This window comes from Paenibacillus sp. JT22N7, from assembly GCF_059383875.1.
In genome coordinates this window covers 545,651-564,690 of sequence record NZ_JBXENY010000001.1, presented here as the reverse complement: position 1 = coordinate 564,690, position 19,040 = coordinate 545,651, and the positions used below count along the sequence as shown (strand labels likewise).

14 protein-coding genes and 2 pseudogenes are annotated in these 19,040 nt (G+C 50.9%); 7 read left to right on the top strand and 9 right to left on the bottom strand.

All coding sequences use genetic code 11. The annotated features are described in order from the left end of the window. The first annotated feature begins 3 nt into the window (after positions 1-3). The gene (locus AC50Y5_RS02455; RefSeq protein ID WP_494858226.1) at positions 4-1,650 is read left to right on the top strand and encodes a CotH kinase family protein; all 1,647 of its coding nucleotides are present in this window, start codon (positions 4-6) and stop codon (positions 1,648-1,650) included. A gap of 167 nt (positions 1,651-1,817) precedes the next feature. Here the strand turns inward: AC50Y5_RS02455 and AC50Y5_RS02450 are convergent. From AC50Y5_RS02450 to AC50Y5_RS02440, 3 genes and pseudogenes are all read right to left on the bottom strand, one after another. Next, positions 1,818-2,213: pseudogene (locus AC50Y5_RS02450) on the bottom strand (BclA C-terminal domain-containing protein); the annotation flags it as partial. A 167-nt stretch (positions 2,214-2,380) separates the two neighbouring features. Next, positions 2,381-2,665: a DUF4183 domain-containing protein gene (locus AC50Y5_RS02445; protein ID WP_494858224.1), complete on the bottom strand. Its 285-nt coding sequence runs from the start codon at positions 2,663-2,665 to the stop codon at positions 2,381-2,383. An 87-nt stretch (positions 2,666-2,752) separates the two neighbouring features. Next, on the bottom strand, positions 2,753-3,574 hold the full coding sequence (locus AC50Y5_RS02440; protein ID WP_494858223.1) for a DUF4183 domain-containing protein: 822 nt from the start codon (positions 3,572-3,574) through the stop codon (positions 2,753-2,755). Between the two features lie 505 nt (positions 3,575-4,079). Between AC50Y5_RS02440 and AC50Y5_RS02435 the strand changes: the two genes are divergently transcribed. From AC50Y5_RS02435 to AC50Y5_RS02410, 6 genes are all read left to right on the top strand, one after another. Continuing rightward, positions 4,080-5,525 carry a PTS mannitol transporter subunit IIBC gene (locus tag AC50Y5_RS02435; protein ID WP_494858221.1) on the top strand — a complete coding sequence of 482 codons (1,446 nt, stop codon included), beginning with the start codon at positions 4,080-4,082 and terminating at the stop codon, positions 5,523-5,525. A 183-nt stretch (positions 5,526-5,708) separates the two neighbouring features. Then, positions 5,709-7,787: a BglG family transcription antiterminator gene (locus AC50Y5_RS02430; RefSeq protein ID WP_494858783.1), complete on the top strand. Its 2,079-nt coding sequence runs from the start codon at positions 5,709-5,711 to the stop codon at positions 7,785-7,787. Continuing rightward, positions 7,784-8,221: a PTS mannitol transporter subunit IIA gene (locus AC50Y5_RS02425; RefSeq protein ID WP_494858219.1), complete on the top strand. Its 438-nt coding sequence runs from the start codon at positions 7,784-7,786 to the stop codon at positions 8,219-8,221. The genes AC50Y5_RS02430 and AC50Y5_RS02425 overlap by 4 nt, the downstream gene beginning before the upstream one ends. Continuing rightward, positions 8,218-9,369: a mannitol-1-phosphate 5-dehydrogenase gene (locus AC50Y5_RS02420; protein ID WP_494858217.1), complete on the top strand. Its 1,152-nt coding sequence runs from the start codon at positions 8,218-8,220 to the stop codon at positions 9,367-9,369. Before AC50Y5_RS02425 ends, AC50Y5_RS02420 begins: the two co-directional genes overlap by 4 nt. Before the next feature lie 86 nt (positions 9,370-9,455). Further along, the gene (gene ptsP / locus AC50Y5_RS02415) at positions 9,456-11,171 is read left to right on the top strand and encodes a phosphoenolpyruvate--protein phosphotransferase (RefSeq protein ID WP_494858215.1); all 1,716 of its coding nucleotides are present in this window, start codon (positions 9,456-9,458) and stop codon (positions 11,169-11,171) included. Between the two features lie 58 nt (positions 11,172-11,229). Beyond that, positions 11,230-11,490, top strand: coding sequence for an HPr family phosphocarrier protein (locus tag AC50Y5_RS02410; RefSeq protein ID WP_056029695.1), 261 nt, complete (start codon positions 11,230-11,232; stop codon positions 11,488-11,490). 112 nt (positions 11,491-11,602) lie between these two features. On the opposite strand, the gene AC50Y5_RS02405 is transcribed toward AC50Y5_RS02410, so the two are convergent. The 6 genes and pseudogenes from AC50Y5_RS02405 to AC50Y5_RS02380 form a co-directional block, all read right to left on the bottom strand. After that, positions 11,603-13,066 (bottom strand): sensor histidine kinase, encoded by a 1,464-nt coding sequence (locus AC50Y5_RS02405; protein ID WP_494858213.1) that lies wholly within the window; start codon positions 13,064-13,066, stop codon positions 11,603-11,605. After that, positions 13,059-13,743: pseudogene (locus AC50Y5_RS02400) on the bottom strand (response regulator transcription factor). Before AC50Y5_RS02400 ends, AC50Y5_RS02405 begins: the two are co-directional and overlap by 8 nt. Positions 13,744-14,037: 294 nt before the next feature. Beyond that, positions 14,038-14,790 (bottom strand): ethanolamine ammonia-lyase subunit EutC, encoded by a 753-nt coding sequence (eutC, locus tag AC50Y5_RS02395; RefSeq protein WP_494858212.1) that lies wholly within the window; start codon positions 14,788-14,790, stop codon positions 14,038-14,040. Then, positions 14,768-16,132, bottom strand: coding sequence for an ethanolamine ammonia-lyase subunit EutB (eutB, locus tag AC50Y5_RS02390; protein ID WP_056029706.1), 1,365 nt, complete (start codon positions 16,130-16,132; stop codon positions 14,768-14,770). Before eutB ends, eutC begins: the two co-directional genes overlap by 23 nt. Next, on the bottom strand, positions 16,129-17,628 hold the full coding sequence (locus AC50Y5_RS02385; protein WP_494858211.1) for an ethanolamine ammonia-lyase reactivating factor EutA: 1,500 nt from the start codon (positions 17,626-17,628) through the stop codon (positions 16,129-16,131). The genes eutB and AC50Y5_RS02385 overlap by 4 nt, the downstream gene beginning before the upstream one ends. Continuing rightward, positions 17,625-19,040 carry an NAD-dependent malic enzyme gene (locus AC50Y5_RS02380; protein ID WP_494858210.1) on the bottom strand — a complete coding sequence of 472 codons (1,416 nt, stop codon included), beginning with the start codon at positions 19,038-19,040 and terminating at the stop codon, positions 17,625-17,627. The genes AC50Y5_RS02385 and AC50Y5_RS02380 overlap by 4 nt, the downstream gene beginning before the upstream one ends.

Below are 19,040 nucleotides of genomic sequence, written 5' to 3'. Positions count from 1 at the left end.
GGCATGAAAGCAAAAGCTTCAACCTTGCTTCTAAGCCTGTGCTCCCTCCTTCTGCTTCTCACCATTACAGCCTGTACCAATGGTACAGGCTCTACTCCAACGACAACGGAAACAAACGTTGTCTCAGGCGGGGAGCAGACGCTGGATGAGACGGTATTTCCCAAGGACAAGGTTATCGATGTAAAAATTACAGTGGACAAAGATGACTTTCAAAATATGCTGGACAACGCCAGCGCAGAGGAATTTAAGGAAGCGACGGTCGATTACAACGGCCAAGTTTTCAAAAATGTCGGCATCCGCACGAAGGGCAATCTCAGCCTGAGCAGCGTCGTCAATATGACTGATTCGGACCGCTACAGCTTCAAGCTGTCTTTCGACGAATATGTCAATCAGACGATTAATGGCATTAGCAAAATCAATCTGAACAATAATTTCAGCGATGCCTCCTATATGCGCGAGTTTCTTTCCTATGAGCTTGCCGAAGCAATGGGCTTGCCAACCCCTAAATATTCCTATGTGAATGTATATGTAAATGGCGAGCTTTGGGGCTTCTATTTAGCGATCGAGCAAATTGGCGATGCCTATCTGGAACGCAACTTCGGCAACAGCTATGGTGCGCTTTACAAAGCAAACGGCGGCAATGGCAGCGAGCTGAACTGGCTGGAGACGATGAAATCGTACACGGGGCTTGATCTCAAGTCCGCTTCGTCCAATGACGATATTTTGCTGAAAATGCTCGATGAATTAAATAATGGTACGGACTATGACAGCGTTCTTGATGTACAGGAAGCGCTGAAATTTATTGCCTTAAACGCCGTTGCGGGCAATATGGACAGCTATTTATCGGAGAAAAAACATAACTACTATTTATATGAGGATGATGGCCTGTTCTCGGTTTTGCCCTGGGATTACAATATGTCCTTCGGCGGCTTTGGCGGCACGGGCGTGCTCATTGATGAACCGACGTCCGGCACACTGGCGGATCGGCCTCTCATCGCCAAATTGCTGGCAGTCGATGAATACAAGGAGCAGTACCACGCGATTATCAAACAAATGATAGAAGGATATTTGGCAGATGATACTTTCGCAGCCAGAGTAAAAGAAATAGCCGAGCTGATTTCTCCTTATGTAAAAGCGGACCCTTCTTCCTTCTATTCCTATGAAGAGTATGAGCAGGGCATTACGACGGTGCTTTCCTTCGCAAGCACTCAAGTAGCAAGCGTCACCCAGCAGCTTGACGGCACAATTCCTTCCTCGGGCGACGGTTCCGGCAGCGGCAGCAGCGGCTTTGGCGGTGGTGGTGGCGGAATGGGCGGCGGGGGCGGTTTCCCTGGTGGCGGCAATCCTCCAACTGACGGAGCTAATCCAGCAGGTGGCAACCCTCCAACTGACGGTGCTAACGGTGCGCAGCAAGGCGGTCAAGGCTTCGGTGGTGGCGGCTTTGGCGGCGGAGGTCCAGGTGGACAAGGCGGTATGGGCGGACAAGGCGGCATGATGGCACCGCCCAATGGCATGGGAGGCGGCGGTCCCGGCGGTCAAAGCACTCAGCCGCAGGGCAGCGCTTCGGAAGCTATTACTGCAGGCATCGCCTTAATTATATTAATCTTGTCGAGTGTGTTCGTTATTTTCTACAACCGCAGAAGGCTGTAACCAAACTTGTGAAACGGAGCGTAAAAAATCGCAGAATAAGCGATTTTTTACGCTCTTTTCTTTTGTTAAGGCTGCTCTCAACTTTTTATTCGACTTCCTTCCATTACATCGGCCGTTCGATCTAAAATGCAAACAAGATGTTCACAATTCATCCATATTGTTAGGAGCTAACTTAATTTTTTGATGACAACAGAAGCGTTTACGTTTGTTTGTGTGCCACCGGCCAAAGTCTGAAGGCCAACCGCAGCAGCTGAACTATGATTTCGCAGAGTAAGAACATCACCAGCCGCTAGAGCAATTATAGCCTGCCCATTGTTTTGCTGAGTGCCAGCACCTGAGCCATAAACAGTTCCCGCAACCAGTGTGCCGTTTAAAAATAGGGCGAATTGGTTTGGTTCTACACACGATACAGAAAAAGCAACCTCATATTTGCCCGGATTGCTAACTGCAATTTGTGCGGTTTCGGGGTCATGGGTGATTCCAGGTGAAAGAATGCCATTTGAATCAAAAATAACATCCGTTTCTACAGGAACAGTTTGAGCACCTAAATTATAAATAACACCGGAAATTATTGGGGGAATGATAGGGTATATAATCGCCATTCATCTCCACTTCCTTTATTTGTTTTTCAAGTAGATATGTACGAAAATAATATCCCCAGAAGCATTTAAAAAGACAATGCCGACAATCCAAAACAATATTATTGTCGGCATCTCATCCATAAAGATGATTAGTTTACAACAAATTCGATTACAATTGGTGTCGCAGGATCGAGTGCATCGCCACCAGGTATGGTGATCGCAGTGGTAGTAACGGTTGAAGTATCTGCTGTTTGAATCTGCGCATTAATATAAAGATTATAATACGCGGGTGCCGTTGGAAAAGCTGTGGCAGCAACTCCGGCATCATTGGTGGTGGCTGTTGCAAGAATATTAAATGCAACGCCGACACCTGTTCCGTCTCCAATTGTAGCAGAAAACCTTCGAGCAGCCATAAAGGGTTTTGTAATTGCCATTTATATCACCTCCCTTCTTCAATCTCTATTAGTAAATGACAGAGATAGATTAAAGGGAAGGGCGGAACATCTGATTAAACGCACATTTTATAAGGTTACTTGAGCAAAAAATTGAATGATTTCGATAATAATAGGCGTACCTAAAAAAATAGTTTGATTGTTTAGATTAATGTTCAAGGCACTTTCATTTAAGCTATATATACTGCCTTCTTGTAATATCCCATTGATGTAAAGATTACTATAGCTATTTTGACCTATGCCTGTAAATGCGGTTGTTAATGTTCCCTCATCATTTGTAAATTCATTAGCTGGAATCGTTACAGAGGACTGTATATCTGAGGTCACAATATAAAAATATCTTTGAGCACTTGGCAAAATAATGATATCAGGAAGGACGACAGGTCCTGGCGGTCCTGGTGGGCCCTGAGGTCCTTGCAAGCCTGGAGAGCCTTGAATCCCTTGCGAGCCTGAAGGTCCTTGAGGGCCTTGAATCCCTTGCAAGCCCGGAGGGCCTTGAGGGCCTTGAGAGCCTGAAGGGCCTTGAGGTCCTTGCGAGCCTGAAGAGCCTTGAGGTCCTTGCGAGCCTGAAGAGCCTTGCGTCCCTTGAGAGCCTGGAGGTCCTTGTATATCTCCCGGAGCTATTATAATATTTTCCGGTTGTGTACAAGCAACACGTTTAAATTTTTTTCTCGATAAAATAAACTTTTTACGTTCTTTTTTTCTTCTCAAAGGGCAAACAATAACTGTTTTCTTTTTAAAATCTTTTTTTCGGCCAGTATTAGAGCTCTTCAGTTTCCGTTTATCTGTTATACGTATGTTCTTTTTTTTGACGATACATTTCTTATTACGTGCAGGCTTTCTTGTTACTGAAGTCATTTCTTTTTTATTATGGATATTGACACTCCACAAGCTAAACACCTCCATATACAACAATTGTATATTATGAGATTTCTCTATCGAAGGTATAGACTTTTAACTACTAACGATATAGACGTTAATCTATTTTACTGAAAATAGGTGTCAGACTACTTTTCTTTATTTCCCTATTCTACAACCTTATTTATTGTGAACACCATTTCAGATTACTCCGGAAAATAGACGGACTTTTTTCACCTTTCAATGCTCAAATATTCGCCTTTTCAATAGATAAATGATCATTTATTGGCGAATCATTCGCATATTCCCCTCCATTTCTGCCAAAATAAATACTGTCAACAGCGCTCATGACGCTTTCTTCTTTTCCTTTCATTGCGACTGTAAACGCTATCCATTAACATGATTATTATCCCGTTTGTAAGGAGTAACATGACAAACGGTGAAAACATATTGCGCGTGATGATCGCTTCGTTCATTCATATACCCGCGCCTATCGAAGCTGTTATTGCTTCGCAATTCATTGAGGAGGAGTCATGTCATGAGTAGTCAAGAAGTACAACAATCGTCATCCGGCGGTGTAAAGGTAGGGGTGCAGAAATTCGGCAGATTCCTAAGCGGAATGGTTATGCCAAATATCGGCGCATTTATTGCCTGGGGGATTATTACAACCCTGTTCATTCCGACCGGCTGGTTTCCAAATGAAGATTTGGCAACGCTTGTTGGCCCAACCATTACTTATTTGCTTCCGCTCCTGATCGGTTATACAGGTGGTAAAATGGTTCACGGCACCCGCGGCGGCGTCATCGGAGCCATGGTCACGATGGGCGTTATTCTCGGATCGGATATTACGATGTTCCTCGGAGCTATGATCGTAGGTCCGCTGGCTGCATGGATTTTGAAAAAATTCGACCAAGCGCTGGAAGGTAAAATTCCATCAGGCTTCGAAATGCTTATCAATAACTTTTCTTCCGGCATCATCGGCGCGGCCCTCTCGATTGGGGCATACAAAGGCGTTGGCCCGCTGGTTACCGCATTCAGCAATCTGATTTCTTCCGGCGTAGAATTTCTCATCAACCACGGCCTCTTGCCGCTGGCGAACATTTTAATTGAACCGGGTAAAATTTTGTTCCTGAACAATGCGATTAACCACGGTATATTAAGTCCAATCGGGCTTGAGCAATCGCTGGCTACTGGCAAATCCATTATGTTCATGCTGGAGTCTAACCCAGGTCCCGGTCTTGGTATACTGCTCGCTTACTGGCTGTTTGGCAAAGGCGCAGCGAAAGGCTCTGCTCCAGGCGCTATCATCATTCAGTTTTTCGGCGGTATTCACGAAATTTATTTCCCATACGTCCTCATGAATCCGCGCCTCATTCTTGCGGTTATCGGCGGCGGCATGGCTGGTACGTTTACCTTCTCCCTGCTGGGCGCAGGCCTTACAGCCGCTCCTTCACCAGGAAGTATTCTCGCTTATTTTGCGCTCGTGCCTAAGGGCGGCTACTTTGCCATGATTAGCGGTGTTGTTATCGCGGCGGCAGTATCATTCGTAATCGGCGCGCTTCTGCTGAAAACAAGCAAAAACGCTCAAGGCGATATTGAGGAAGCAACGACTAAAATGCAAGATATGAAGGCCTCTTCTAAAGGCGCTGAAACAGCTGGTGCTCAAGCTGGCACAGTTTCCGCAGCTGCTGGCACAGTGAAATCGAAGGAAGATGTGAGCAAAATTATTTTTGCTTGCGATGCTGGAATGGGCTCTAGTGCAATGGGCGCTTCCATTATGAAAAAGAAAGTCAAAGCAGCCGGTCTTCCTATACAGGTGACCAACACGGCGATTAACGATCTCCCTTCTGATGCGGATATCGTCATTACCCATAAATCGCTGACTGAACGGGCGCGACTGAAAGTTCCTGGAGCTGAGCACATCTCCATTGAAGATTTCTTGAAGAGCCCCGAGTATGATGCTTTGATCAAAAGATTAAGCTAAACGTAAACGGCTGAAGCTGCCCTTTGGTGGCAAAGCTGCCGTTTCGAGGGTGAAATATAAGTCCAATTTAAGTGTGAGGCTTATAAATTCTTATATTTTAAACGAAGCAAGCCTAGACTTTGCGCTTAACGCTGACATTTAATGTCGGCGTTAAGTCCATTTCCCGGATAAGGATGATCTCCTATCAAAGTATCGACGAGACAGCGACGTATTGTAGAGCTGCTGCTGGAGCAGCGGGATGAAATAACAGCGGCAGATATTGCCGCTGAGGTCGGAGCAAGCACCCGAACGATTCACCGCGAGCTCAGTGACATTGAGCTTGTACTAGCTGCCAATCATATCAAGCTGCATAAGCGCTCCGGAATCGGGATCAAAATCGAAGCGGACAGCGAGAGGCTGGAACGTTTTAAGCAAGCGCTTGAGCATGCGGATCTATTTGAGTTTTCAGCCGAGGAGCGTAAGGCGCTTATATTATGCAAGCTGCTTAAGCATAATGAGCCGATCAAGCAATTTTCGCTATCCCATCAGCTGCGCGTTACGATGCCAACGATTAGCCACGATCTTGACGAGCTGGAGCAAATGATTCAGAGCCACGGGCTGACACTCGTGCGCAGGCGCGGCTACGGTGTAGAAATAAGCGGGCCGGAGTCAGCAAAAAGGCTGTTTATTGCCTGGCTCGCGCAAACCCATCTGGACGAATCCGACCTGTTCGGCCAAGCTCAGGAAGCCATCACCTTGCATCCATTATCGAAAGAGCTGCTGGCGATGGTTGGCAGGAAGCATTTTTTCTCCTTGGAGCAGGCGTTTTGGAAGCTGGAGGACGGCTGGCAGCTGCAATTGTCAGAAAAAGAGCATTTAAATCTGCTCATTCGGCTTGCTGTCACACTGACGCGAATTCAGGAAAGCCATTTGATTCCGCCGCATGTTAATGGCGTTCCTCCCTCCTACTCTGCGAGAGGAGAAAGCAAGGCCGAGGAACTGCTGAGCATGCTCGCACTGGAGCTTCCTGCTGAGGAGGTCCGCTATATCGCCAAGCTGCTTAAAGCGACCGATTCGGCTGAGGAAGATGGGCTGCTGCTCGCTCAGGGAGATTGGACGCTCAATGCAAGCGTAACGAAGCTGATCGCGTTTATGGAGGAGCAGCTCGGCGAGCCTTTTACCGAAGACCGTTCCCTAAGAGAAGGGCTCCATCAGCATATGCTGCCTGCCTTTCGCAGAATAGAGGAAGGCAGCACGATTCGCAATCCGCTGCTCGCGCAAATTAAGAAAGATTATGAATTGCTGTTTACCCTTATTCGCAAAGGCGTTAATGCTATTATAAGCAGGATCGAAGTGCCTGATGAGGAAATTGGCTACATGGTCATGCATTTTGGCGCCTCCATGGAACGGCTCAAGCAGTTTCCGCGAAAAGTTAGAGCGGTGCTCGTCTGCACCAGCGGTATCGGTTCGTCAAAGCTGCTGGCCGTTAGAATTAGCAAGGAGCTGCCGCAAATCGAGCTGATTGGCAACCGTTCTTGGTACGAAGCAGCACGAATGCCGGAGCAGCAATACGATCTTATTATTTCGACGGTTGATTTGCCGATAGCTGCCGAGCGTTATATTAAGCTGAGTCCCCTGCTGCTGGAAGCGGAAGTAGAACGGCTGCGGTCCTTTATTCAAAATATTACGCTCAAGCATGCTCCTTCGCCCAAAACGCCGGAAACGAGCAGCCACTCGCCGCTGGAACGGTTGATGCAGTTGAAAATGTACGCCTCGGATTCGGTTATGCTGCTGGAAACCTTTCAGGTGTATACGATGCCGGAACGGCCCGGCTTTCCGCGAGGCGATTTAACAGGCGTTACCGAGGAGCTTATTGAGGCGATCCGGCACTTGCATGCGGTGTCCGACGAACAGAAGGTCGTTCGCCTGCTGCTGACGCGGGAGCAGCATGGCAGCCAGGTTATTCCTGATACGGAGCTGGCATTGTTCCATACCCGGTCCGATGCGATCGCTTTTCCTATACTCAGCCTTTTTCGGTTTAACGAGCCGCTTCCGTTTGGAGACAGCAGCAGTGCTCCAGTGAAACAAATTTTATTGATGCTTGGCCCTGCCGAGCTTCGCCGTACCGCTCTGGAGATTTTGAGCGAAGTGAGCGCGATGCTGCTGATGACGGAGCTGACAGAGCTGCTCAAGCACGGCAGCGCAGCGGAAATTCAAGCTTTTCTATCCTTTCACCTAGAGAAAGAAATCAAATTCAAACTGGATTGGAGAAATGAGCCATGACTATTTTATCCACAGACAAAGTGAAATTGAACGTACAAGTTAGCGACAAATATGAAGCGATCCGCCTTGCGGGACAACTGCTCGTTGAAGCGGGCCATGTTCCAGCCTCCTACGTTGACAAAATGATTGAGCGCGAAGAGCTGCTCTCGACTTATATTGGCGGCGGACTTGCGATGCCTCACGGCACCAATGATTCCAAAAGCCTCATCCACTCGACGGGCATGTCGATACTAATCGTGCCGGGCGGAGTAGATTTTGGCGGCGACGAGCCAGCTAGACTCGTTATTGGGCTCGCTGCGGTCGGCGATGACCATCTGAACATTTTAACGAGCGTTGCGATGCTTGTATCCGAGGAAGACGATATGGAGCGGATTTTGACCGCCAGCTCTGAGGGCGAGCTCATCGCTATTTTTGAGCAAGGTATGGAAGAATGAGGGCCGTCCATTTTGGCGCAGGCAACATTGGGCGAGGCTTCATTGGCCTCCTGCTCTCGCAAGCAGGCTGCAGCGTCACCTTCGTCGATGTGAACGCCTCACTTGTTGCGCTGCTGCAGGAAAAACAGCAATACACCGTTAAGCTTGCAAGCGAGCAAGCTGAGTCGTTCACCGTCTCGGGCGTCAATGCGATTAACGGCAATGATACGGCGCTCGTTGCCGCAGCCATTGCCGAGGCTGACCTCGTCACGACAGCCGTCGGCGTGTCAGTCCTGAAGCATATTGCCGGAGCCATTGCTGAAGGCATCACGCTTCGACTGGCGAACAACCAAGCAGCTGCTGCTTCTCCCTTGCCTGTTATCGCCTGTGAAAATGCGATTGGCGGCAGTTCGCAGCTTAAGGAGCTTGTTTATTCCCATCTGGCTGCTGACGTCAAAGCACAGGCAGAGCAAGCGATTGCTTTTCCAGACGCTGCCGTTGACCGCATCGTTCCACTTCAGCAGCATGACGATCCGCTGCAAGTGACAGTTGAGCCTTTTTATGAGTGGACGGTTGACCGCTCTGCGCTCCCGCAAGGAACGCCGGAAATTCCCGGCATCCATTATGTCGATCAGCTCCAGCCTTACATCGAACGCAAGCTGTTCACCGTTAATACCGGGCATTGCGTTGCCGCTTATCATGGTTATTTGCAAGGATACGCCACTATTCAGGAAGCGATGAAGGACGCCGCTGTCCGTAGGGAAGTCGAGGGTGCGCTCAAAGAAACGGGCGCAATGCTTGTTCGTACTTACAGCTTCTCGGAAAGCGAGCATCAAGCGTATATTGAGCAAATTTTAGAGCGTTTTATTAATCCTTATTTGACCGATGAAGTGGTGCGTGTCGGCCGTTCGCCGATTCGCAAGCTGTCGCCGGATGACCGTCTCGTAAGGCCCGCCCTGCTCGCCTTTGAGCTCGGACTGCCAACTGACCATTTGACAAAAGCGATGGCCGCTGCGCTGCGCTTCAACTATACAGAAGATTCCGAGGCTGCAGAAATTCAAGCAGCTCTCTCAAGCTCCACACTCAGCGACGTTATTGCACGTTATACATCATTGCCAGCGGAACACCCGCTGCACGTGCAAATTGTGGAAGCCTACAGCAAGCTGTAATTATTTTTGAAACGAACGGCTCTTGGTTTAATTCAAGCAGGCAAGATACTGAGGAGCCATTGAGTCAAGGAAAGGAATGAGGTTGCATGACAACAGTATGGAAAGGTACGGGTGCATCGCCAGGGCTTGCGGCAGCTCCCGCCTACTTTATTCATCAAGACCTTTATACGCCGAAAAAGCTTAAAGCTGTAAATCCCACTGGGGAAATTCAGCGTTTTCGCAGCGCAGTAGCCCAAGCGCAGGAAGAGATTGAAGCGATTCGAGTTTCCACAGAGCAAAAGCTTGGCGCGGATAAAGCCGAAATTTTTGAAGGCCATCTGATGATATTGGAAGACCCTGATTTCATTGATGCTGCAGAGGAAAAAATGAGCGACGAAGGCATTAACGCTGAATATGCGCTTCATGAAGTATCGACTTCCTTCATTGAACTATTGCAAGCGATGGAGGATGAGCTGCTTCAAGGCCGCGCCGTCGATATTAAAGATGTGGCGGGCCGCATTATGAGCCATTTGCGCGGGGTGCCCCATCTCGATCTTGCGAATATGACTGAGGAATGTATTATTATTTCCGAGGATTTGACGCCTTCCGATACGGCCCAGCTCAATTTGGACTTCGTGCGCGGCTTCATTACCGAAATCGGCAGCCGCACTTCCCATTCCGCGATTATGGCGCGGACGCTGGAAATTCCGGCCATCGTTGGCGTCGGTTCCTCTCTTCGCTCATTGCCGGCCGATGCTTTTATCATAATGGATGCCGAAGCGGGCTCCATCATTATCAATCCGTCCGCTGACGAGCTCGCTGCCTTCCAGCAGCAAAAACAGCAATATGACAAGCATAAAGCTGAGCTCGCTAAGCTCAAGGATCAGCCAACCTTTTCCCGAGACGGCAAGCAGGTAGAGCTTGCGGCCAACATCGGGAAACTGGAAGATGTGCAGCGTGCGCTCGATAATGGCGCTGAAGGGATCGGCTTGTTCCGCACCGAATTTCTTTATATGGGACGCAGCTCGCTTCCAACCGAAGATGAGCAATATACCAGCTACAAATACGTACTGGAAAAAATGAACGGCAAGCCCGTCGTCATCCGCACGCTCGACATTGGCGGCGACAAAGAGCTGCCTTACATGGATTTGCCGAAGGAAAGCAATCCGTTCCTTGGGCAGCGCGCGCTCCGGCTCTGCCTTGACCGCCAGGATATTTTCCGCACGCAGCTGCGCGCTCTGCTTCGTGCCAGCAGCCATGGCAATCTTAAAATTATGTTTCCAATGATTGCGGTCATCGAGGAGCTGCTTGAAGCAAAAAAACTGCTCGCCGAAGAACAGGCAAAGCTTGCTGCCGAAGGCATCGCTGTCGCAGACCACATAGAAGTCGGCATGATGGTTGAAATTCCGTCCGCTGCTGTGTCCGCTGATCTGTTCGCGCCAGAGGTTGATTTTTTCAGCATCGGGACGAACGATTTGATTCAATATACGATGGCGGCGGACCGGATGAATGAGACGGTATCTTATTTGTATCAGCCATGGCATCCTTCGATTTTGCGCCTCATCAGCATGGTGATCAAAGCCGCGAAGCAGGAAGGCAAATGGGTGGGCATGTGTGGGGAAATGGCTGGCGATACGACGGCCATTCCGCTGCTGCTTGGGCTTGGGCTGGATGAATTCAGCATGAGCGCTGGCGCGATTTTGCAGGCTAGACAGCTCGTTGGCGAGCTGGACCAGCCCGAATGGGCCGCCTACGCGGAGCAGGCGCTTCGCATTCGCAGCTATGAGCAAGTAACCGCCTTTGTAGAGCAAAAACGGCAATAAGGATTAGCCTCCAAACCATACTTGAAATAAAATACATCCGAAACGGAGTGATCTCCTCATGATCAGTCAAACCTTTACGATTCTTAACCCAACAGGTTTTCACGTTCGCCCGGCTAAAACGTTCGTTCAAGCCGCCAGCGCCTTTCCCTGCAAAATTTCCGTCCTGAATAAGGGCAAAAAAGTGAACGGCAAAAGCTCGCTCAGCATGCTGACGCTCGGCATTGCCGTGAACGAGGAAGTGACGCTGGAAATCGACGGCGAGCAGGAAACCGAAGCGATGAAGGTGCTTGGCGATCTGCTGACACAAATTCACGAATAGGCGTAAATAGCATTCCCGCTTCTATGGAAAAAGAGAGGAAAGCCGTTTGCTTAAGCATAAACTTAAGCAAACGGCCTCCTCTCCTTTTTTTATTCAAGCAAGCTTGTCCCTCTCATTTGAAGGCAACCGGAATCATCACATAGAAGGTGCTGCCTTTGCCAACCTCAGGCCATACGCCAATTTTCCCATGATGGGCTTCCACCATTTGCTTGGCAATTGCGAGTCCCAGCCCATGACCGGATGTTCGCCGCGTTCGCACCTTGTCCGTCCGATAGAAACGGTCAAATATGCGCGCAGCGTCTGCCGCTTTAATACCCGGTCCTTTATCCTGCACCGTCAGCCTCAGCAAGCCCCGACGCTCCGACGCCGATGCGCTTAGCTGGACGATAATACGCTCTCCCTCCGGCGAAAACTTAATCGCATTATCAAGTAAAATATACAGCACCTGTTTCATGCGCTCCGCGTCGCCACGCATCATCGCCCGATTTGGCGCTTCAAGCTCCAGACGTATGCTTCTGGCAGCGGCCAGCGTCTCCATCGATTGAACGGTCTTCTCGGCAATGGGGCGAAAATCAAACATGTTATGCTCCAGCTCAAGCTCGCTCGCATCCGAACGGGCCAGCAGCAGCAAATCACCAACGAGCCGCGTCATCCGCTTCACTTCATCCTTCATCGTCGCAAGCGTCTTAGAGACAAAATCATTATCATCCTCCGCAGCCTTTTCAGATCGGGCTGTAACTGAAGCATTTTCACGCTCCATATGGACGGGGCAAGCTCTTTCAACCTTGCTGCCGGAGCTCTCCTGCTCCAGTTCGAGCGCGTTAATCGACATCAGCAGCACGCTCAGCGGCGTGCGCAGCTCATGCGACGCATCCGCTGTAAAGGTGCGCTGCCGATCATACGATTCGGCAATGGGCAGCATAGCAAGGTGCGACATGTATCGCCCAATTAGAAAAGCGACAATCGTAAATGATGCTGCGACGCCTATGAGAATGCAAAGCAGCCATTGAAACAGCGAATGCTGCTGGGAAATATTTTTCGCCACATAAAAAATGCTGGAGCTGCCCTGCCCCGTCAGAACAGGCTTGCCCGCAATCATTAATGAAAGCTTGCCTGCTGGCGGCCTGTCCCCAGGCATGCCGTCCGCAGAAGCGGCATCTGTCGTTATCGTCTCGTAGCTGACCTCGTTATTGCCGGGCTTCCAGTCCTTCACCAGCTCCAGCAGCTCTGGCCTCAAAACAGGAAATACTTCTTTCCCCGCAATAAGCGCGCCATCTGCTCCAATCAAATAATAAAAAAACTGGTCATTGCCAAATCCAAGCAAGTTGCGGTCATTCAAGTCAATTTCTTCCGCTTGCCGATTGTCCTTCATCTGCTTCTCAATAACGTTCGTCGACTGATCGAGAAACGACAGCAGATCCTTCTTCTGCTCATTGTAAATAACAAGCGAGAGCAGCCAATATACAACGACGACAAACACGGCGAGAAACAGCGACAGCAAGCCGACATAAAGCAGCGTCAGCCGCGCCTGCGTTTGCGCGAACATATCTTTATTTTTGAACAACCGATTAATCATCAAATTTGTACCCGACGCTGCGAATGCTCTGGATTTTGTCGGCGTTGCCAAACGGCTCCAGCTTTTTGCGCAGCAGCTTGATCGTCGCATCGACCGTCTTCATCGCAACATCCGTTTCGAAGCCCCATATCCGCTCCAAAATCAATTCGCGCGGCAAAACGCTCCCCTTGTTGCGAAGCAGCAGATCGAGCAGTTGGAACTCGCGCGGGCTAAGCGCCGCCTCCTGCTCTCCCTGCTTCATTGCTTGTGTGCTGCGGTTGAGTGTCATATCGCTAATTTGAACGACTTCCTCTACTAGCGGTGCAAAATTCCGGCGTCCCAGCGCCCTCAAACGAGCAAGCAGCTCGAACAGCTCAAACGGCTTAACCAAATAATCATCGGCCCCTGAATCGAGGCCTTCTATTCGATCGTGAAGCTGAATCGCGTGCCGTCAGCATGAGAATGGCTCCACTGTAGCCCTGCTCCCGCAGCTTGCTGCATACCTCTACACCTGTCATGCCCGGCATCATCCAATCGAGTACGACAACCTCATAATGGGCAGCGAGACAATAATCATACACATCCTCGCCATCCTGTACCCAGTCCACCTGATGATAGCCGGATTTATCAAGCATCTGCACAATTAATCTCCCTAGCCGCTCATCATCCTCAGCTAACAAAATATGGCCTTGCAGCATACTATTCCTCCTCGTATCGCCTTGCCCGTATGTTGTGCTTTTTCCAGTGTCTTCACACCGTTCCAGTTCATACGTCTTCTACGTTTGACAGGGTTAGCAACCAGTTTACACTTTGAAAATGTACAAGCTATGAACGCGGCCGATGTAAAAAATGGAAGCAGATGTCCAACTAACGCTCAAATCAAAAAAAGCCGGAACGCTCTGTACGCGGCCTCCGTTTTACAGAAGCCTGCGCCAGAAAGTTCCGGCTTTCAGCATACGATTTTTGAACCCTCTCCACATTCTTATTTAAGCTCAGACGATAAATCCGATCCCGCTCATGCGCTGCTCCAGCATTTTGCGCAAAACAGAGCCAATATGAGCCCCCGCTTCCACGGGCGGCGTACCTCTTGCATGAATATTGGAAATAACCGTTCGCTCCGAATCCTTCCTTCCCGGATAGGGGCGATAGCACATATAAGCGCTCATTGAAGTAGCTGCCGCAAGGCCAGGGCGTTCTCCAATGAGAAGGACAAGCAACTCAGGCTCCAAAATCCGCCCGATATCGTCCATACAGCCAACCCGCGCCCCTCTGACGTAGAAGGGTGTTCCCGCCGTTAGCCCGTTTGCTTCCAATGAATCCATTAAAGCAGGCAGAATATCAGGCAGATTGGCATCGACCGCCTTGGCGCTCAGCCCATCCGCCACAACGACCTGCACTTGAGGACGCTTCAAGCAGCGCTCCGCTATTGCCGCACTCCCCTCTTCGGACAGCAGCCTGCCTTTATCAGGACGCTTCAAATATAATTCTTTGTCATGAAACTGGGTATCAACCGAAAACAATTCGAATTCCGCAAGCAATGCCGGAGATACTTCCCCGTATACCGCATCCACCGCATGGGCATGATCCAGCCTCAGCTTCAGTACTTCCTGCGTAAGCGCACGGGTACCTGAGCGGCCAACTCCAATTCGGGCGGGCGAGTGGGCCGCGAGGCTTTCAAAGATTTCGGCCTGCCTTTGTCGATCCATTAGATGACCTCCTCTCTCAATAGACAAACCGGATGGCATCTCCCGCCTCAGCAGTGAGCCTGCCGCCCCGCATGACGCCAACGCTTTCCAGCCATGCTTCAAACGCAGGAGCCGGCTTCATCCGCAGCGTCTCGCGCACGGTGGCAATATCATGATAGCTTAACGACTGGTAATTCAGCATGCAGTCATCCGCTAACGGAACGCCAATAACGAAGCTGACTCCAGCAGATGCGAGCAAAATGCTCAAGTTATCCATATCATTCTGATCAGCCTGCATATGGTTCGTATAGCAAATGTCGCAGCCCATTGGCAGCCCGTGAAGCTTCGCCATAAAATGATCCTCAAGCCCCGCACGGATGACCTGCTTGCTGTCATACAAATATTCAGGACCGATAAAGCCGACAACCGTGTTGACGATAAACGGGTTAAACCGTTTTGCAAGGCCATAGCATCTGGCTTCCAGCGTAACCTGATCGATGCCGAAATGCGATTCCGAAGACAGCTCGGAGCCTTGCCCCGTCTCAAAATACCAGCGGTTCGGCCCCTCCGCTGTACCCCGTGCGCGAATTAAAGCATCCGCTTCCTCAAGCAGCGCCAGATCAATGCCGAAGCCGCGATTGCCCTCCTCGGTTCCGGCGAGGCTCTGGAAAAGCATATCTGCAGGAGCCCCTTCCTCCACTGCACGCATTTGCGTCGTGATATGGGCAAGCACGCAGTTTTGGGTTGGAATCGCCCAGCGGTCTATGACCTCCTTCGTCGCATAGAGCAGCGACTTCATATTTTCAACCGCATCCGTCGCCGGGTTGATGCCAATGACCGCATCACCGATGCCGTAGCTGAGCGCCTCGAACAGCGAAGCCTTCATGCCGCCAACATGGTCGGACGGGTGATTCGGCTGGGCGCGGGAAGCAAGCGTCCCCTTATAGCCGATTGTCGTCCGGCAGGTTGTCAATATTTCCATCCGCGAAGCCGCCTGAATTAAATCCAGATTGGACATCAGCTTGCATACCGCCGCTATCATTTCACTCGTCAAGCCCGAGCCGACCCGCAGCAGCTCGCTGCCTGTCGTATCGGAGCGAAGCAAATACTCCCGCAGCTCGCCGACCGAATAGTTGGCGAACGCCTGATAGACGTCCTCGGCAAGATCCTCCTCGATCAGCCGCGAAACCTCGTCCTTATCGGGGCATAGCAGCGGATTTTCCCGAATATCTGCGAGGCGCAGCTCCGAGAGCACATATTTGGCGGCAACCCGCTCCGCCGCATCGGCAGCAGCAATGCCTGCCAGCCGGTCTCCCGATTTCTCTTCGTTTGCTTTGGCCAACACCTCTTTCAAATGATGGAAGGAGTAAGTCCGGCCTTTGAGTGTAACGGATAACTTCATGTCTGTTCCTCCCCGCTCTCCCGCCGGTGAAACACCAGCGTTTTCATGATTACCGGAACCATGTCCTCCTTTATTGGAAGGCCAACGTCAACATAATCGCCGTCAACGGCGTTTATCTGATCGACGCATACGAGCCGCTGCTTGCCACGCAGCCGCTTCGCAAGCGCATGTCCGAGCGCCTTAGCCATATCATTTTGGCAAATGACCAGCAGTACTGAGGACTCAGGAGCAGCAGCCGTATATTCGGCGTATAACGCTGCTGCCAGCTTTTGCAGGCGAATATACGAGCAAACTCCGCCGCCTTGCAGAGCTAAAGCAAAGGGCGGATCGGACATTCCGCTGCCATACAAGCCAGCTGCCAGCTGCACACTGGCCCGCACCGCTTGCTGCATCTCGTCATCGGCTGGCGGCAAGCGACAGATGCCAACCGGAATGTTGCGCAGCGGCAGCGCCTCCAAATCATAATACAACGTCGCTCCGCTCACCTCCGTCATATGCGTTCCTGCGCCAATAACCGTCGCACGGGCCGACTCTTCCGCTTGCCTGACCGGAACCCCATGCCGACTTGCCAATTGCGCCAGCTGCGCTCCTAGCTCCGGCCCGATATCACCATATTTGGCTATTTCCTCCATTGTAAGGGAATCTGACATATCCATCAATGCGCCCACTCCGCCGGAAATAAAAATTTCGCCTGGCATCGGGAGTTCACCGGCAGGCGGCGCGACAAGCAGCACATCCGTTTCCCATCCACAGCGAACCGCATGTCCGCCTGATATGATGCACGAATACAAATGCTCTGCCATTCGCTTGCACAATAGACGCAAAGCTGCGAGCGGAAGCAGACTGCCTATCGCGGGCAGCTCACTTTCATAGCCCTGTTGCTTTGCCCAGAGCTGCCAATGGGCTGATACATATACGACTTTCCCCTCAGGTGTTAAACGAATAAGACGGCCGCCAATATGCAGCGTCACCGTCCCTATCATAGCGCCATCGCGGAAATAGGCCGCATTTGCCGTCCCGCCGCCGACATCCACGTTGACGATTACGCCTGGCTGCCACGCTGAGCGGGCAGCCGCTCCAGAACCTCGCCCAGCAAGCAAGGATTCCAGATCAGCACCTGCTGTTGCGACGACAAATTGTCCAGCATGCCCGGCCATCGCATGTACAATTTTCTCAGAATTGTCCTTCGTCGCCGTCTCGCCCGTGATGATAACGGCTCCGGTCTGCACATCCTGCGGCTTAATGCCGGCCTGTTGATATTCTCGCTCCAATAGACACGATAAAGCTTGCAGATCAATTTCGGATTCGCCTAGCAGCGGAGTTGAAAAAACCGGGCTTATATAAGCCAGCCTTCGCTCGGTGATTTCATAGCGCGGCAGTGAAAAGCCTCCGGAGGTCTCTACAACCTTAAGCTTCGAAACAATCCACTTGGTTGTGCTTGTGCCCAGATCGATGCCTACACTCGTCAGCCATTTCTCCCGCGCCATGCTGCTCATGCCATTTTCCAGCCAATTTCCGGCGGTATTCGGCGGGCGCATCCCGTGGATATAGCAGCTTCAATAACGGAAATCCGCACTTTAGCAACGACCTGCTCATTAAAGATGCTCGGAATAATATATTGCTCATTGAGCTCCTCGTCCGAAACGACGGCAGCAATGGCCCGCGCCGCTGCCAGCTTCATTGCCTCATTAATATGGCGCGCGCGGCAGTCCAGCGCCCCCCGGAAAATGCCGGGAAACACAAGCACATTGTTAATCTGGTTCGGCAGGTCGCTGCGACCCGTTGCAAAAATGCGAACATGGGGCAATGCTTCTTCCGGCTCGATTTCCGGCGCGGGATTCGCCATTGCAAACACAATGCTGTCCTTCGCCATCGTCTGAATATCCTGGCTATTCAGCAGGCCGCCCCGCGATACGCCGATGAACACATCCGCTCCAGCTAGCAGTTCCTTCAAGCTTCCGGGAGTTCGTTCAACCTGAGGCTGCATCGCCAGCCACTGCCACATCGGATTTTCATAGGCACCGCCGAAGACGATAGCGCCGTCCCGATCAATCGGGACGAGACGGCTCGCTCCTGCGGCAAGCAGCATTTTACAAATCGATACGCCTGCCGCTCCAATGCCATTCACCACAATTCGCACATCCGCAAGCTGCTTCCCCGTTACCTTGAGCGCATTCAGCAGGCCAGCCATCGCAACGATTGCCGTACCATGCTGGTCGTCGTGAAATACTGGAATATCCAGCTCCTCCACTAGCCTGCGCTCAATTTCAAAGCAGCGGGGCGAAGAAATATCTTCAAGATTTATGCCGCCAAAAATCGGGCTGACCGCTTTAATTGTGCGGATCAGTTCCTCCGTGTCCTGCGTATCCAGGCAAAGCGGGAACGCATCTACATCCGCAAGCTGCTTGAACAGCATCGCTTTGCCTTCCATAACGGGAGCAGCAGCATAAGGTCCAATGTCGCCAAGCCCCAGCACCGCCGTTCCGTCGGTAATAACCGCAATCGTATTGCGCTTGATTGTCAGCGAATACGCCTTATCCGGGTTTTCATGAATGGCCTTCGACACTTTAGCCACTCCGGGCGTATACACCTTGGAAAGATCATCCCGATTTTTGACCATTAGCTTCGGGCTCGTGGCAATTTTCCCGCCCAAATGCGCGAGAAATACCGGGTCAGATACATGGATTAGCTTCGTCCCTTGCAGCTCATCCAGCCGCCTTAACAATGGGCTTTCATCCGAATCATTAATATGGACTGTAATGTCGCGTACCGACATGTCCTTGCCAGAGCGAATGACATCAATTGATGTCATATCGCCGCCAGCATGGCTGACCTGAGAGGCAATCTCGCCGAACTGAACCAGCCGATGATCCATCTCCAACCTTATAATCAAACTGCTAATCGTCAT